Source organism: Methylorubrum sp. GM97, assembly GCF_024347855.1.
Taxonomy (GTDB): Bacteria; Pseudomonadota; Alphaproteobacteria; order Rhizobiales; family Beijerinckiaceae; genus Methylobacterium; species Methylobacterium extorquens.
Genome location: NZ_AP025942.1, coordinates 43,495 through 59,169, shown reverse-complemented (window position 1 = coordinate 59,169; position 15,675 = coordinate 43,495). Strand labels below are relative to the sequence as shown.

The window sequence follows — 15,675 nt, the reverse complement described above, 5'->3', positions numbered from 1 at the left end:
GCTTAATTGGACCGCTGCGGAGGCGGCGGGTTCAGAGCCCGGTCCCGCTCTACCCGCGCTTCCGTCGGCGACTGGCCCGTCCAGCGCCGGAAGGCGTGGGTGAAGGCGGTGGCCTCCCGGAACCCCAGCAACCAAGCGATGCGCGAGATCGAGAGACGCGTGTCTCGAAGGTAGCGCAGGGCAAGGTCCCGCCGCATCTCTTCCAACACGCTCTCGAAGCTGAGCCCCTCCTCGGTCAAGCGGCGGGACAGGGTTCGCTGGCTTGTGCCCAGTGCCCGTGCAATCTCGGAGATGCGCGGCCGACCATGCGGCAGGAGCGGCATCACCGCGTTCTCCACCCGCGTACGTAGGCTTTCCGCCAAACGGACACGATGAGCGAGCGCTTCTTCGCTGTACCCGAGCAGGAGATCGTGCAGGTAGGGGTCGGCGCCGGTCAGGACCGCGTTCCCCGCGGCAGAGGAAAATCGAACCTCGTCCACCAGGGCATCGAACGCAATGGCGCAGCCGAGGAAGGCCTCGATCTCGCGGGCTCCCGCGTGGCGTGGGTGGCACAGGGTCAGGTGAATTGGCGATAGTCGCAAGCTGGTCAGTTGCTGGGCGACCCGGACGAGACCCGTCATCCAGAACTCGACCTCATGCCGCGCAGCGTGCCGAGCCGGTCCGACATAAGAGACGCGGACCTCACCGCTCTGGCTGTAGATCGGGGCGATACCCTCGTTCGTGATCGCGGCGTAGCGCTCCGCCCGACAGAGCGCGTCGCGCAGCGTTGGGGCGGAGGCCATCACGTAATAAAGCAGACCAATCTCACCGAGCTCGAAGCTTTGGCCGAGATGAAAACCGAAGAGGTCATCCTCGAGCGCCTCAGCCAGCAGACCGACGAGCGCGGCTTGGTTTGTCGCACCGATGCGAGCGTGCCGGTTCTTGATCTGGCGCTCGCTCAGACCGGCCCTGGACAGGCACGGCCGGACATCAATCCCTGACGCAGCCGCGCGAGCCACCGCGAGTCGGGCCAGCGCGCCCGTGGCGCTCGGGGGCATGGACGGCGCCGCCGCGCGCGAACGCACCTCCTGCTTCGTCGCGGTGAGGTTGGCTGTGAATGGCATGAGGTACCAGCACTTTGGCCGAAGATAGCAGGACGAGCCGCAGATGTCCCTGATAGGGATGCGGCTGGTCAAAGAGCAGTCTCCACCGCTCTCCTGATCTCATCGGCCCCCAGATTGGGTGCGAAACACGTCCAATCCAGCTGGACCAGATCAATCCGCCTGATGCGACAGAATTTATGATGCCCGTTGTTTGCCTGCGAGACCCCTGGTCGACCCGCGCTTTCGATCCGCAGCGCTTATTGGTCCAGGCCTACACCCGGCTGATCCTGCTGCCCGCGCGGGCGGACGGCTCCAAGATGGCCGTGATCGCCCAATTCGGCACCCGAGAGATCTGCTTGATCGAGACACTGGCAGCCGACGCGCCGCCTGAGAGTGTGGCGCTCCGGGTCGAACTCTACGATCGGGCACGCGGTCACGCCGTCGAGAGCATGGCCTGCAACGATCTGGAGGAGGCAGAGGCCGCGACGACCGAACTCATGAAGGATGCACGAGAGGCGGACTTTGGATCTTCACCGCCGAGCTCGGGCCAGCCCTGCGCGGACGCAGCAGGGCGCTAGAGCGCTTTCCGACGAAGTGGGTTCCGGTTCGTCGAAAGAAAGCGCGGCACAACAAGAGGATAGAGGCGTGATCCGACCCAAGGTGGTCGGGCACGGCTCTAGACCATCGTTCTGCAACCCATCCCGCCTCACGTGGGCAGCCCGGATGAGGCTGGGGTGCGGGCCTAGCGGACGGCCGGCCCGTCGCTGTCCCGGTTCGGTTGTCCGGCCAACTTCACGACACCGAGTTCACGGGCTCCCGGTCCATGGAAGCCGGCTTCGGGTCATGCGGGCCCGACGGAGAGCGGTTGTTCAATACGCTGGTCGCGGCCGAGGCATGGCGGCGTGCCGGCCTTTTCAAAAAGGGATGGGAACCTGCATGGTCACCGACGACAGCTGCGGTCTGGAAGCCGTCACGGCAAACATCATAATCGCCTACGTGCGCAACAATCATCTTCCCGGAGCCATCCTGCCGGACCTGATCAGGACCGTGCACCAAACGCTCCTTTCGCTGGGTACGACGGCGCCGCCCGCTCCGGAGAGTGCAAGGCCAACGCCGGCCGAGGTCCGCAAGTCGATTACGCCGGACGCGCTGATCAGCTTCATCGACGGCAGGCCCTACAAGACGCTCAAGCGGCATCTGACCAGCCGCGGCCTCGACGCGTGCAGCTACCGCGCGCGGTTCGGCCTGCCAGCCGATTACCCGATGGTGGCCGCATCCTATAGCCGAGACCGTTCAGAGATTGCCAAGGCGCTAGGGTTGGGCATTCCGGACCGTGCCAAGGCCGCGACCGAGCAGCCTCGCTCCGGGCTGTAGGCGCTGGCGCGCGTCAAAGCGCGTCGCGACGTCCCTGTCGGCGCGTGGGCGAACCATTCCGCCGAGGCTGTCGCACCCTGAGATCCTCACCGGTCCAGCGAGTGTGTCTCACACATCGGGCGGTCTATCTTGCGAAGCGCCATCATGCGGCGGTTCATGCTGACCGAGAAGAAGGTCGGGTTCTGGCAAACGACGGTCCGACGATCCATAGAGGGTTTGCCTTGTGCGAGGCGATCTGAAGACAGCCTCGGTGGGTTGCAGACGTTTCTGGGCTCGTCATGATCCGTTGAATGGAAAATGCAGCCACGCCCCCCTTTTCGCACTTAATCAGCCTGTCCTGCCAGGACGTCGAACCGCGTGACGAAGCGGAAGCAACGTTCTCCGTCGTGCTGGCATGAAGAGCTGGGCGGCAGTCGCCGTGGCCAGACGCGCGCTCCCGCTTTTCCTTGCGGTCGCGATATTCGGGGCATGCGCCGGATGGGTCTTCGCGGGGGCCTTCGAGACCGGACGCCCTTTCATCAATACAATCTATGGGATGTTTTTCAGCCTCACACTGTTTCTTTACGAGCGCGGAAAACTTTTGCCCGGCCTGCGTGCCCGCGTTCGGCGGGCGGCGACGCCAATCTTCTTTGCCGCCACACTCCTGATCTTCGGCTGCACGTTCGTCGTCGGAACGACTGTGGCCGGAACCGTTCCATGGGCGGTCGGCATTGCGAGTACCCCAATCCTCGACGTTGCTCCGACTGCTCAAAAACTCACCTACGCCTTCGTCACAGCGGCACTTCTCGTGGCAGTCCTCCGCATGCGCGACCTGATTGGACCGCGGATGTTCATCAGCTTCCTGCTGGGGCGTTACCATAAGCCACGCCGCGAGGAGCGGGTTTTCCTATTTCTCGATCTTATCGGCTCAACGCGCTTTGCAGAGGAACGTGGCGACCTTGAAGCGATGCTCTACCTAGGTCACGCCTTCGAGGTTCTTGCCAGACCTGTCGAACTCTATCGGGGTTCGATAGACGATTACGTGGGTGATATGGCGTTGGTTACGTGGCGTATGGGCCCGGATCTGGAGGATGCGGCTCCCATCCGCTGCCTGTTCACGTTCCTCGACCAGGTGGAGCGAGACGCGGGGGAATGGCGTCGCAGGTTCGGCGAGGTGCCCCGGTTCCGCGCTGCGCTTCACTGCGGGCCGGTGATGACGGGCGAGATTGGCGTCGACCGGCACAAAATCACGTACTTCGGCGATGTTATCAATACGACGTCCAGACTTGAGAGCCTGGCAAAAGCACTCGATGAGCCTGTCGTCGTCTCGGCCGAACTCCTCGCCCGCCTCGGGCCGGTACCCGAGGGCGTAACGGTCACCAACCTCGGACGGCACTCTCTGCGCGGACGCGGCGAGGCGCTGGAAGTTGTGGGGCTGCGCCGGTCGATCGGTGAAGATTAAGCAGCGGCATGATCCAGGTTTCAGCGCAGCAAAGCACGCTACGATACATATGATCCTACCTGATCTGCATTGGCTCCAGAATGCATTCCGATGAAGTGGTCACCGATCCGTCGAAAGAATGCGCGTTGAAACAAAGACCGAGAGCCGCCGTCCTGATGCAATGGGGTCGGATACGCCTCTAGGAAGATTCAGGTGAAGGGGTCGATGAAGGGCATCGCCGCGCTCCTCAGGACTTGAACGCAGACCGGAAGGCCCGCCGCAGCCGCTGGCCGCCCGCGGGTCGCACGCGCAGGTGAGATCCGATGAGCGTCCGGAAAGCGAAGTCGACCTGGCCGTACTCTTCGCCGCAGCCCTTGGCCCTCTCCTTCGGCAAGTAGCCCTTGGCCACGATGGCGCGGTACCGTCTCCGGTCCGAGCCGTAGGCCATGCAGGCGAGATTGTAGAAGCGCTGCCAGGACAGCCCGTGCACGTCGGCGAAGGCACCCTTGTCGATTGGCTCCGCCTTGGCTGTCGCCGCGAAGAAGTACGCGCTCCCGTTCACGACCCTGCGGGCATCGGCGGGCGACAGGTGCAGGAGGATCAGCGAGGCGACCTGGTCAGCCGCGTCCTCCTCGCGTCCGAGGATGGGCACCTGCAAAAGGTCGAACAGGGCGTGGCTGCTCTCGTGTAGCAGGATCTGGAAGACCGGGCCGTGGATCGCATCCTGCCGGGTCACCCCGGCCGGCGACTTCGTTCGCGGTGCGGCCTGGACGATGCTGTCGAGGAGCTCGTAGCAGACGGTCACGCTCCAGTTCTCGGGCGCGTACCAAGCGTTGCGCTCGCCGGAGCATTCGGTCAGCCGGTAAGTCAGTCGATTGGGCAGCCTGACGAGACCGATGATGGCGCCGACCCGCTCCAGCACCCTCTGCTCGCGCATGGTGTCGTAGATCTCACGGTAGGCGGCCGTCTTGGGTGCCACATAGACGACCCGAATGCGTTCGCCGTCGCGTCCACTCGGACCGGCCGACGCGCTCACCGGAAGCACGGTTGCCGCCAAGAGGATGGCGATGTGCCAGGCACGGACCGGCATCCGCGTCCCCATCAGCCGTTCCAAGTTGGCCGGACTCATCGTGGGAAGCCCTGCATGGCGTTTGGATCATCGGGCAATGGCTCCCTCCTGACAACGCAGCGGAAGCCGGTGTGGCTGGTTGCGGTACGCCTCCAGCGCCGCGAGCAGCGAGTCATCAAGGCTCGGCTCTCACGGCTTGAAGAGTGGAAGCTGCCCGATGGTCTCGCGTGTGGCGCTGACGGTCAGGCCGTTGTCCGCCTGCCGCAGGAGAGGAACCGGGATGCCAACCTCCCCACCGCCGAGCCAGCGACGGCGGGCCACCACTGCGATCAGCGTCGTCCCGTCGGCCGAGACCCGCACATCCTTTACGCGCCCGACGACGAGCTTGTGATCAGCATAGAGCCAGCGGCGGCGGAGCGTCGGCACGAGCGAGGCGGCGCCGATCTGCATGCGCGAGTCCGCCGCGTCGAGCAGGGGCGATCGGGCTTCCTGCGCGCTCGCCTCGCCAGCGAGCATCACGAGGACGCAGGCCCAGGCAGGAAGGTGCTGCTGCATCCGCTCTCCCTCTTCCGTCGCAAGCGAGCTTCTTCGTGGTTCTCGTCGCACCTCGTCTCCGGGCCGGCTTGCCCGCCGCGATGCACTGGACGTCATGCCCGACTAGCGGCGGAAGGCGCACGTGAACGCGGCAGGCTAGAGTGTTGCCCGAGGACATCGATGTGCCGGCACTCTGGCTACGCGCCCTCCAGCAGCGGATCAGCGCCTTCCACGGACATATCGCATCCATCGCCGCCTCGATCGAAAGGAACCCCAGGAATGATCCGCGCCGAGACCCGCGATCCGGCATCAATAGTTAGCGCTCAGAGATGGCCAGCAATCGAAAGCAGCTCAGCTGATTACAGAGCAGGATCGAGCCGTTGTGCTTAGCGGCGGAAACGACCTCCTCCATGGACTGCACGGCCGCCGTGGAAGCCGCCACCCCGACGGCCGTAAACGGCGCGACCACCGTGGACGCGCGCCCCCCGATAGCCGTAGGCGCCGCCGCGGTAACCGTACACGGCCCCGCCTCGATAGCCATAGTAGCCGGGCCTGCCGTAATAGCCGCCGTAGCCATTCGGCCGGCAGCCTCCATACGGACCGCGGTGGAAGCCAAGCCCGCAGCCGCCTGCGGCTTCGGCTCTGCCGATGCCGATCCGGCCCTGCTGGAGGGGTCCTATCCCGAGAAAGACCACGAACGCGGCGGCACAAAGCGTCATCAGTCTTGATGCTCTCGTCATGGGGCACTCCAGCCAATACGTGCGCAAATGGTGGTCGGCACGCGCCCACTTGTTCGCGCTCCGCTTGAGCCGGTCCTACTCCACGGCCCGGCTCAAGCGAGAGCCCTGGACGCCAGTGACCTGAACAGTAAAGTGAGGCGGCGAAGGGCGCTTGATTCAATGAGACATTGACATGACCGGCTAGCTTTGAGCCAGGCCGATTGAGAGGATCAACCAGAACTGAATGCAACCACCAGCGCGACCAGTATTACTGTCGCGATGAGACGCCTTTCCGGATCGCCATTCGGTGCGACGCTGCCGAGCTCGGCTCCCGTCAGGACGGCCAGCGTCATCATAGAGTTCATGCTGATGACGCGCGACGAACCGAGTAGGCCATAGATGACAGAGGGAATCTGGGCGGCGTAGAGGCCGACCGCGCCGGCAGGCCGGCCAACGTGGCATAGGCCGTTGCCGTGACCCGAACGACGGTAGCGGCGGTAAGACCCGCAACGACTTCGAAACGAAACTGGGGCCGGCGATCAGCGATAGACCAAAACGGGTATTTTGGAATGCGTGAGAACCTTCATAGTTTCGCTGCCGATCAAGAGGGCGGTAATGCCACGAGGACCATGCGAGGCCATGACGATGAGATCACAACCGCGAGCCTCAGCTGTTTCGATGATGGCTTCGAACGGTTGCCGATCCTCGACTTTCACGGCGTCGCAAGACACGCCCTCCCGCTTGGCCTTCTGCTCAGCGTCACTGAGCCTGCGCTCGGCGTCGGCTTGTGCGTGTCGCCTGTACTCATCCATGTACGTGTGTGACCCGCCCAAAGCCATTTCTGGGAGCCGGTGAACTACCGTAAGCACCGTCACCTTTGCCCCCATAGTCTTGGCGAGCGACACGGCGTTAGTCACGGCTGACGTGGAAAGTGCCGTTCCATCGGTTGGGACAAGAATGTGCTGGTACATCGGGATCTCTCCCAGGAACTTTGAAGCCTCAGTACGGGATGCACACGCCGGTGTATGCATCGTAATCGGCGTAAGGCCCACAGCCTCCTTAGATATTCCCGTAGTAGCCGACCGCCGCGGCCGCACCGAGCCCGGCTGCGGCTAGACCGTAACCGTAGGGACAATAGCCACCCCAGCCATAGCCTTGGTATCCGTAGCGGCCGTAGCCCGACCCCGGTCGTCCATCGATCGGCCCCGCAGCGCCCCAGCCTGGGCGGCTCGCGCCCCACGCAGGTCGCCCGCCGATCGGTCCCGCCGCGCCCGACCCCGGCGCCACACGCCCCCGCGGAAGCCACCGCCGCGGAAGCCGCCGCCACCTCGGAATCCGACACCTGCCCCACGGACGCCGCGCGCATCGGCCGTTACGCTACTCAGTATTAAGGTAGCGAAAGCCGTCGAGGCGATCAGAAGCGCTTTCATCAGCGTCTCACCCTGCTAGCGTTTGTTATCAGCGGCGAGCCGAACCCGTACTCATCGAAGCGAGTGGATGTGTGGTCCACTTAGCTTCGTTATCATCGCTGCCCGCAGCTTAGCGCTGATGCCGAGCTTGCTGCTTGATCAAGGAGGACACTCAGGGTCACGTCCGAGTGTCACCCGCGCGCGAGCAGTTAGCTCGACTGTGCCTGTGACCTGACCGGCTGGCTTTGGACCGGGCTGATTGAGAGGATCAGCCAGGACCGAAGGAGTTAGACATGCGGCGAGGTCAGAAGACGAGCGCGGAGCCTGTAGCGCTCAAGCTGCGCAGGGCAACTGGCAGATTGCGACCAGTGGCACTGGGACAGGAGGCATGCGGCGCGACTCCCGCAAAGCTGTAGTAAGGCGCACTGCGATGGAGCGTGCGCTGTTCGAAGCCTATGACGTCAGTGCAATTGCCACGCAGGCGCATATCGACCTGTTCCGCAAGGGCGTCGGGGTGCCCGTGGATGTCGAGCGAGTTGCGAAAGTAAGCTCCTGCCGAAGATGCTGGCACCCTACAGGAGCGTGTGTAAGCGCAACCTCGTGCTGTTTCCGCATAGGGTCGCCCCTGAGAAGCAGGCGCGCATCTTCGACGATCTCTCCGGCGAGTTCCTCGAATGGGAAACCCCAGACGACTCAACCCGCTCGGATCGCGCTCAAGAAGACGTTTTCGATCATCTCCCGCGATCTGCGTTCCAACAGCGCTTCTGACTAACACCTGCGGAAGAGGCATATTTTCGCGAGAGCAGCATATCGACGATGCTGGAGCATATCCGAGATTTCGTTAAGCGGCGCCTTGCACTCGCCACTCCGAAGAACAACGGTAAGCAGACACCGTTTCGCGGGCATCCGGCCTTTGTCGCTCAACATGCCACAGCAACTTGCTGCTGTGGCATGCTGTCCAAATGGCATGGCGTTCCGTCGGGACAGCAATTGAGCGCGACTGAGCAAGCACATGTGGTTGAGGCGATCGCGCGCTGGCTGCGCGCGCAGAACTCCAACTATGCAAACGAGCAACTCACAGTATCAGAAGAGTTACCCCTGTTCACGTGGGAGCGCGCGGATTAGAGGGCCAGTTAGCGCACCGCTAACACAGCTCACCGGAGACGCTTGTTATGTCAATGATCTAGCTCTGCTCGCACTCAGATCATAATCCTTGTGTCGGGGGTTCAAATCCCTCTCTCGCTACCAAATCACCTTTGAATAAAACACCGAGACGCCGAGCCCTGGACAGCCGTCCGGGGCTTTTTGTTTATATGGGCTGCCCTTCGGAACTCAGGTGGTTGAGCCGGGTGAAGGTCGCGCAATCACCCGCTCTCCGTAACCGCGCCTCAGTTCCGAAGGGCCGGCTCCAGCGGGAGCGGTCGCAGCGTGACCGGCTGGCCCATGAACGCGGCGGTGAACGGGCGGCCGTTCTGATCGAGCGTGACGCTGTCGGGGGCGATGGCGGTGATGCGCCAGTTGTAGCGTCCCTCGCCGGGGCCGAGCCAGCGCTCGTCGCCGCTCCCGTCATCGATCAGCACACGGGCCTTGCCGCCATCGACGACGATTCCGCGCACTGTCAGCACCGGGCGGCGGGGCTCGCCTTCGAGGATCGCGGCCCGGCTTCCTCGCGCGGTCCAGTCGCGTCGGCCGGGATCGAACAGGGGCCGGCGCAACGCCGCGCCGCTCGAAGCGGCGCCGGGTTGCGAGTCGAAAGGCCGTGCGGGGGCCTCCGGCGCCGGCTCGACCCCGATCGGCCAAGCGAAGGCAGCCAACGCCGCGGCACAGGCGAGCCCCAAGACGGCACGCGGCAGCGGGCGGGTCGCGCGCAGGGCACGTCGGATTCCCGTCACGGCGTCGCTCCCGGCGCCGGCGGCGGGATCAGGACGCCGCGGGCGGTCAGGCTCGCCCGCATCACCGTTGGCCGGCCGGTCTCGCGATCCGCCGCGCGCTCGATGCCGAGTTCGGCCTCTTCGACGGCGATGAGTGGCGCCTCCTTCTCCAGGGCTTGCAGCAGACCGTGCAGCCCCTCCGCCGTGCCCCGGACCGAGGCGCGCAGGCGCGGCAGGGTGGGGCGGTCGGGATCGGCTTCGAAGTCGGCGCGCTCGACCACCGCCGCCCGTGCGCCGGCCAGGCTCTCGAGGCGCTGGCGGAAGCTCGCGAGCAGCGCCTCTTCGCTTGATCCGGCGAGCGGGATCGGCAGCGGCGGACGCGACGCGGCGGCGCGGGCGCGGTCGAGTCGCTCGCGGCCCGACTCGATCTGCGCGGCGGCCTCGACCGCCTCGCCGACCGGGCCGGCGACGAGCGCGAGGATCAGGCCGACAGCGAGCACACCGAACAGGATCGGCCGGGCTTGGCCCTCCACGAGCGGCATCTTCACGGCCGGGCTCCTCGGCCGGCGCGGGGCAGCTCGATGAGGAGCCGCAACCGCCCATCCGCATCGGGTTGGGACAAGCGCAAGGTCGGCGCCGCGAAGCCCGGCAGTTGCGCCAGCGCGGCGAGCGGCGTGGCCTCCTCCGGGGCCGCCAGGGTGAGGTAGGCGCCCTCCGCGTCGAGGCGCAGCGACGTCGCCGCGACCATGTCGGGAAGGGCATGCGCCACCGCGTCCCAGGTCTCGGTGACCGGCGCTGCGCGTCCGGCCAGGATCGCGGCGGCCCCCGCCCGGAGGGGCGCCTGGACCGCCGGACCGGACGCCCGCCGCGCCTCGGCGAAGGCGGCGTCCAGGGCGGCGAGCGTTGCCTCTTGATGCCTTCTAAAGCCGCAGAAGGCACCGAGCAGGAGCAGGAGCGCGCCGGCGATCAGCGCGAGGTCGCCGCCGCGGCCGCCGCCCGTGAAACTCTGGAGCGCCCGGTGTCCCCCGGTGAGGAGATCGAGCGGCAGGCTGCGCGCCTCGTCCCCGCCGACCGTCACCGGACCGGAGGCGAAGCCGGCCTGTGCGAGGGCGGCGAGGAGCGGATCGAGCCGCGTCCGCTTGAGCACGACGTGACGCACACGGATCGTGCGCGCTGGCGCATCCTCGCCCTCGACATACCAATCGCTGTGCACGCTCTCCGCACGGAACGGTGTCGCCGCCTCTAATTCCTGCGCCAGAACCGCGCGCATCCGCGGCAGGACGGCGCTCGGAAGGTTCAGGGTGCGTACGAAGCAATAGGCCGGATCGACAAGGATCTTGGCCCGCACTCCGGCCTGCGCGCCGCGGATCGCCGCCAGCCGTTCGCCGAAGTCGTCGGCCGCCGGATCGAGCCGGTGGGAAAGGGCCTCCCCGGCGCGGCGGTCGATCAGGATCAGCCCGGTTTCCACGGGAGCCCCGAGGTGGATCGTCAAGAGAGCAGGGGCGCGGTCGCGTCGCGTGTCACTCAGGCCGAGCCAATGGGCTGCCGTATCGAGACCGTCGCGCAGGGCCGCCCGACCGCTTGCCCGCAGCGAGGAAAGCGCGCGCCCGGACGCGGCGGTTTCGGTGGCACTCACGGGGGCAGCGCTCCCTGAACGGCGCGGGCGCCGGAGAGGAGTTGTTAAGCGTGGCGGCGTTTATGTCAGCTTAATGCGCCGGCCCGCGACGCCGACGACTGTTTACGCGGTGCGGTCCCGGCGCCGTGGATTGGAGCAGCCCGCCTGCGCCGACAGGGCGATTACGAAAGACCTGCCTTGGAGGCCGGACAATGTTGAGCGTCTGGGGATCGAAGAGCCGTCCGCGGCGGATCCTGCAGGACCGGCGCGGACGGGACCGGCACGGGTGCGGCGCCGCGGAGGCCTTCGTCGAAACGCTCGCCGCATCGGAGGTTCTCGACGCCGCCGGCCGTGAGCGCGCGCTGGCCGCTCTTGATCGCCCCGGCCGCCGGCCGCTGCCCGTGCTGCTCACCGAACTCGGTCTCATCCACGAGGCGGCCCTCGTCGCCGCCCTCTCAGACGCCACCGGTCTTGCCATCCTGCGGGAAGAGGACTGGCCCGCCACGCCCGTCCTGCCGGAGCTGGTCGGCGCCGATTACTGCGCCCGCGCACGCGTGTTGCCCGTCGCCGAGGCGCCCGGCCGCCTCGTCGTCGCCGTCGTCGATGCCTTCGACCCCGAAATTCCGGCAGCGCTCGAACACCTGACCGACCGGTCCGTCGAATGCCGCCTCGTCGGCCCCGGCAGCTTCGAGCGGGCGCACCGGGCCGTCTACGGCGACGCCGCCTCCGACGACGAGGCCGGGGCGGGCGACGACGACCTCGCTCGGCTCGCCGACGTCGCGAGCCAAGCGCCAATCGTGCGGCTCGCCGCGCGCCTCGTGCGCAAGGCCTTCGAACTCTCGGCCTCCGACATCCACTTGGAGGCAGAAGAGGCGGACATGCGGGTCCGCTACCGCGTCGACGGCGTTCTGGTCGAGGCCGAGCGGCTGGCGAAATCAGTGCAGCTCGCCCTCACCACCCGCATCAAGATCCTGGCCGGGCTCAACATCGCCGAGCGCCGCCTGCCGCAGGACGGGCGCATGCGCGCGCCCGACCGCGGCCAGGAGGTCGATATCCGCGTCTCGACGCTGCCGACCGCCCATGGCGAGAGCGTGGTGCTGCGCGTTCTCGACGGATCGCGCCGAATCGAGGATTTCGCCTCGCTCGGATTCGATGCGCCGGCCATCGCCCGGATCGAGGCGATGACGAACCGCCCCAACGGCCTCGTCCTCGTCACCGGCCCGACCGGCTCGGGCAAGACGACGACGCTCTACGCCGCGCTGCGGCGCATCAGCGGGCCGCATCTCAAGGTCGTCACCGTGGAGGACCCGGTCGAGTACCGGATGGCCGGCGTCAACCAAGTGCAGGCCCATCCCGGCATCGGCCTCGACTTCGCCGCCGCCCTGCGCTCGATCCTGCGCCAGGACCCGGACGTGGTCATGGTCGGCGAGATCCGCGACGCCGAGACCGCCCGCATCGCGGTGCAGGCCTCGCTCACCGGCCACCTCGTCGTCTCGACCCTGCACACCAACTCCGCGCCTGCCACGGTGACGCGGCTGATGGATATGGGCGTCGAGCCCTATCTCATCGCGGCGACCCTCAACGGCGTGGTCGCTCAGCGCCTCGTGCGCCGGCTCTGCGCCGCCTGCGCGGTGCCGGAGCCCGCCGACGACCAGGAGCGCCTGCGCCTCGGCGTGGCTCCGGGCACGCCGCTACGCCTCAAGCGGGCCTGCGGCTGCGCCGCCTGCAACGGCACCGGCTATCGCGGGCGGATGGTGGTGTCCGAGATCATGCCGCTCGACGCGGATCTGCGCGGCCTCATCGCCGACGTCGCGGGCGAGCAAGCCATCGCCGCCAGCGCCCGCGCCGCCGGCATGGTGAGCCTGGTCGAGACCGGCCGGGCGCGGGTGATCGCCGGGGACACCACCCTCGACGAGATCGGCCGCGTGCTGGAGGGGCAGGTCTGATGCCGCGCTACGCCTACCAGGCCTACGCCGCCGACGGGCGCGCCCGCTCGGGCCGGATCGAGGCCGAGAGCCGCCAGCGGGCGGTGGCGCAGTTGCGGGCCGACGGGTTCCAGGTCTTCGCGATCGAGCCCGCCGCGAGCGGCGCGGCGCCGTTCTGGAGCCGCGACCTGTTCGGGCGCGACCGGGTCAACGACGCGGCGCGGCTCGCCTTCCTGCGGGAGTTCGGTACGCTCGTGGGCGCCGGTCTGACGGTAGACCGCGCGTTGCGTCTCGTCGAGCGGCAGGCTTCCGCCGCGCTCAAGCCGGTGCTCGCGGACATCCTGGAGCGGGTCGTGGCCGGCGCCTCCCTGTCGCGGGCGATGGCGGCCCACCCGCAGGCCTTCCCCCGGACATGGTCGATATCGTGCGGGCCGGGGAGGCAACCGGCACGCTCGTCGCGGTGCTCGGTTCGCTCACCGGCTCGATCGAGCGCCGCGACGCGGTGCGCCGCCATCTCACCTCGGCGATGATCTACCCGGCGCTGCTGGTGCTGATGGCGGTCGGCACGCTGGTGATGATCGTCGTCGTGCTGGTGCCGGCGCTGGCGCCGCTGTTCGAGGGCAGCGGCCGTGCCCCGCCGCTCACCATCCGCGTTGCTGCCGCCCTCGGCGATTGGGTCGGCGCGTTCTGGCCCTGGCTCCTCGGCGGAGCGGCCGTGATCGTCCTCGGCCTCGTCCGATCCTGGCGCCAACCGGGCTTCGCCGCCGCGCGCGGGCAGCTGGCCCTGCGCCTGCCGCTGGTGCGGGAGATCGTGACCGGGATCGAGCTCGGCCGCATCTGCCGGGTGCTCGGCACGCTTCTCTGCGCCGAGGTGCCGATCCCGGATGCGGTGGCCGCCACGCGGCCGCTCGCCGGCAACCGGGTGTTTCGCGCGGCCCTCGAAGAGGCAGGCCGCCGGCTCACCGAGGGGGGCAGCCTCGCGTCCGGTCTGTCGAGCCTGAAGCCGCACGCGCCCTCGACCCTCAACCTCATCGGCAGCGGCGAGCAGGTGAACCGCCTCGGCCCGGTGCTGCTCCATGCCGCCGAGATGCACGAGACGCAGACGCGCCAGCGCATCGACCGCCTGCTCGCCCTGCTCACGCCGCTGGTGACGGTGACCATCGGCGGCTTGATCGGCGGCCTGATCATCTCGGTGATGGGCGCGATCATGAGCGTCGGCCAACTGGCGCAGTGATCCGTCGCGGCCGGCTTGAGACGGCGCGGGATCAGGCGGCGTGTCCGGCCAGGAGTGCGACGTGCAGCCCGAGGGCCAGGAAGGGGGCGAACGGCAGACGGGACGCCCCGTCCAGCCGCCGCCCGGCCAGCACGGCGAGCCCGAATGCGGCCAGCGCGCTCAGGCTGGCGACGAGGATCATCAGCGGCAAGCCGGCGAGCCCGGTCCAGGCGGCGGCGGCACCCATGAATTTCACGTCGCCGAGGCCGAGCCCGGTCCGGCCGCGCAGCCGCGCATAGGCGGCCCGCAGGCTCCACGCCAGCAGGAACGCGCCAGCGGCCGCGACGAGGCTGGCCAAGATCTGCGGCAGCGCGAGACCGCGCAGCGCGCTCGCTCCCGCACCGAGGATGAGCAGGGCGAGGTTCACTTGGTCGGGAATGATGCGACGGCGCAGATCGATCGTGGCCGCTGCGAGGGTGAGCGGCAGCGGCAGCAGCGCGAGGACGAGATCGGGCAGGTCAGGCGGCACGGTCGTTCGCCCGTCTCGGCCATCGCCACGCCGAGAAGCCCGCCATACGGCTCACCGGGGCGCAGCTCAGCCCTAGCGGAACCGCCCGCATCGGATGGGGCGGAACAGCGAGCGCGCCGTCATGGTCGCGCGGGCGCAGGTCTATGACCGGGTACAGGGGAATCGCCGCGTCGCGGGCACGCTGGCGGCACAGGAACTGCCAGAAGGCGTAGGCCGCAAGCGCGGCCGCGACGACGGCCGTGAGCCACAGCGCCAGAAGCAGGCCAGCGGCGACGCGGCCGTTCAGCTCGCGCATGATGCCGAGCGCGAAGGCGGCGTACCACGAGACGCCGGAGACGGCCCCCGAGATCAGGAAGATGCCGGTACGACCGCGCGAAACGCCCTCGAACATCGGCCGGCTCACGTCGCGCAGCACGCCCGGCAGGACGAGGGCGTGGATCAGCCATCCGTTGAGGGTCAGCACCGCGACGACTGTGAGCTTGGCCGCAATCTTCGGATTGGCGAGCTTCTCGGGCGCTTCGACGGCATAGACAGCCAGAAAGCCGAGACCGGACAGCCAGAGCAGCCCGAGCCCGACCGACACGACCTTACTGACGAACAGAAAGGTGCGCGCGATCTCCACCGGCAAGCCGCCCCAGCGCATCCAACGGATGATCCAGAAATCGAGCATTGTCGCCCCGCCGAGCCCGAAGCACAGCCCGAGAAGATGCAGGCCGACGAGAAGGGTAAGCACGCGGACCGATGGAAGCGGCGGCGGCAGCGGAACGCTCAGGACGGCATCCGGGCCTGCCGACGCCAGGGTGGGGGTCGCCAGACCGAACGCGAATGCGGCCAGGACGAGCGGCGTCGCGCGCCGGGAAGCCGTGATCGCGGCGGACCGAAGCATGGGCGTCTCCGTGGCCGTCGCGGGCTCCG

16 protein-coding genes and 3 pseudogenes are annotated in these 15,675 nt (G+C 67.6%); 7 read left to right on the top strand and 12 right to left on the bottom strand.

The features are described from left to right. Positions 1-2: 2 nt before the first annotated feature. The gene (locus MSPGM_RS00280; protein WP_209688700.1) at positions 3-1,103 is read right to left on the bottom strand and encodes an AraC family transcriptional regulator; all 1,101 of its coding nucleotides are present in this window, start codon (positions 1,101-1,103) and stop codon (positions 3-5) included. A 176-nt stretch (positions 1,104-1,279) separates the two neighbouring features. Here MSPGM_RS00280 and MSPGM_RS00275 point away from each other — a divergent pair, with 176 nt between their 5' ends. From MSPGM_RS00275 to MSPGM_RS00265, 3 genes are all read left to right on the top strand, one after another. Next, positions 1,280-1,660 (top strand): hypothetical protein, encoded by a 381-nt coding sequence (locus tag MSPGM_RS00275; protein WP_261926060.1) that lies wholly within the window; start codon positions 1,280-1,282, stop codon positions 1,658-1,660. A 358-nt stretch (positions 1,661-2,018) separates the two neighbouring features. Beyond that, positions 2,019-2,456, top strand: a complete 438-nt coding sequence (locus MSPGM_RS00270; protein ID WP_209688135.1) for a MucR family transcriptional regulator — start codon at positions 2,019-2,021, stop codon at positions 2,454-2,456. Positions 2,457-2,991: 535 nt separating this feature from the next. Next, the gene (locus MSPGM_RS00265) at positions 2,992-3,897 is read left to right on the top strand and encodes an adenylate/guanylate cyclase domain-containing protein (protein WP_261926059.1); all 906 of its coding nucleotides are present in this window, start codon (positions 2,992-2,994) and stop codon (positions 3,895-3,897) included. 226 nt (positions 3,898-4,123) lie between these two features. On the opposite strand, the gene MSPGM_RS00260 is transcribed toward MSPGM_RS00265, so the two are convergent. The 6 genes and pseudogenes from MSPGM_RS00260 to MSPGM_RS25445 form a co-directional block, all read right to left on the bottom strand. Beyond that, complete coding sequence (locus MSPGM_RS00260; RefSeq protein ID WP_209688137.1) at positions 4,124-5,005, bottom strand: DUF4344 domain-containing metallopeptidase; 882 nt, start codon at positions 5,003-5,005, stop codon at positions 4,124-4,126. A 129-nt stretch (positions 5,006-5,134) separates the two neighbouring features. Next, entirely contained in the window at positions 5,135-5,500 is a 366-nt protein-coding gene (locus MSPGM_RS00255) for a PRC-barrel domain containing protein (protein ID WP_209688138.1), read from the bottom strand. Positions 5,501-5,865: 365 nt separating this feature from the next. Continuing rightward, positions 5,866-6,219 carry a GCG_CRPN prefix-to-repeats domain-containing protein gene (locus MSPGM_RS25450; RefSeq protein ID WP_410007701.1) on the bottom strand — a complete coding sequence of 118 codons (354 nt, stop codon included), beginning with the start codon at positions 6,217-6,219 and terminating at the stop codon, positions 5,866-5,868. 209 nt (positions 6,220-6,428) lie between these two features. Continuing rightward, positions 6,429-6,599 (bottom strand): hypothetical protein, encoded by a 171-nt coding sequence (locus tag MSPGM_RS25325; protein ID WP_315974125.1) that lies wholly within the window; start codon positions 6,597-6,599, stop codon positions 6,429-6,431. Positions 6,600-6,737: 138 nt separating this feature from the next. After that, positions 6,738-7,169: a universal stress protein gene (locus tag MSPGM_RS00245; RefSeq protein ID WP_261926058.1), complete on the bottom strand. Its 432-nt coding sequence runs from the start codon at positions 7,167-7,169 to the stop codon at positions 6,738-6,740. 88 nt (positions 7,170-7,257) lie between these two features. Beyond that, positions 7,258-7,628: pseudogene (locus MSPGM_RS25445) on the bottom strand (hypothetical protein). Positions 7,629-8,390: 762 nt separating this feature from the next. On the opposite strand from MSPGM_RS25445, the pseudogene MSPGM_RS00240 reads away from it, so the two are divergent. Further along, positions 8,391-8,732, top strand: a pseudogene (locus tag MSPGM_RS00240) (DUF4186 family protein); the annotation flags it as partial. 263 nt (positions 8,733-8,995) lie between these two features. Here MSPGM_RS00240 and MSPGM_RS00235 read toward each other — a convergent pair. From MSPGM_RS00235 to MSPGM_RS00225, 3 genes are read right to left on the bottom strand one after another with little or no spacing between them, the layout of a single operon-like run. Continuing rightward, a complete protein-coding gene (locus MSPGM_RS00235; RefSeq protein ID WP_012751963.1) occupies positions 8,996-9,499 on the bottom strand; it encodes a hypothetical protein in 504 nt (167 codons plus the stop codon). Further along, positions 9,496-10,020, bottom strand: a complete 525-nt coding sequence (locus tag MSPGM_RS00230) for a GspMb/PilO family protein (protein WP_012751962.1) — start codon at positions 10,018-10,020, stop codon at positions 9,496-9,498. The genes MSPGM_RS00235 and MSPGM_RS00230 overlap by 4 nt, the downstream gene beginning before the upstream one ends. 2 nt (positions 10,021-10,022) lie before the next feature. Further along, on the bottom strand, positions 10,023-11,114 hold the full coding sequence (locus MSPGM_RS00225; RefSeq protein ID WP_012751961.1) for a hypothetical protein: 1,092 nt from the start codon (positions 11,112-11,114) through the stop codon (positions 10,023-10,025). A gap of 191 nt (positions 11,115-11,305) precedes the next feature. On the opposite strand from MSPGM_RS00225, the gene MSPGM_RS00220 reads away from it, so the two are divergent. From MSPGM_RS00220 to MSPGM_RS00210, 3 genes and pseudogenes are all read left to right on the top strand, one after another. Beyond that, positions 11,306-13,039, top strand: coding sequence for a GspE/PulE family protein (locus tag MSPGM_RS00220; protein ID WP_003603864.1), 1,734 nt, complete (start codon positions 11,306-11,308; stop codon positions 13,037-13,039). Beyond that, positions 13,039-13,556, top strand: a pseudogene (locus MSPGM_RS00215) (type II secretion system F family protein); the annotation flags it as partial. The gene MSPGM_RS00220 and the pseudogene MSPGM_RS00215, both read left to right, overlap by 1 nt. Then, positions 13,545-14,252: a type II secretion system F family protein gene (locus MSPGM_RS00210; RefSeq protein WP_410007718.1), complete on the top strand. Its 708-nt coding sequence runs from the start codon at positions 13,545-13,547 to the stop codon at positions 14,250-14,252. The pseudogene MSPGM_RS00215 and the gene MSPGM_RS00210, both read left to right, overlap by 12 nt. A 31-nt stretch (positions 14,253-14,283) precedes the next feature. On the opposite strand, the gene MSPGM_RS00205 is transcribed toward MSPGM_RS00210, so the two are convergent. Beyond that, complete coding sequence (locus MSPGM_RS00205; protein WP_003603862.1) at positions 14,284-14,760, bottom strand: prepilin peptidase; 477 nt, start codon at positions 14,758-14,760, stop codon at positions 14,284-14,286. Beyond that, positions 14,750-15,646: a hypothetical protein gene (locus tag MSPGM_RS00200; RefSeq protein WP_012751959.1), complete on the bottom strand. Its 897-nt coding sequence runs from the start codon at positions 15,644-15,646 to the stop codon at positions 14,750-14,752. Before MSPGM_RS00200 ends, MSPGM_RS00205 begins: the two co-directional genes overlap by 11 nt. Between the last annotated feature and the right edge of the window lie 29 nt (positions 15,647-15,675).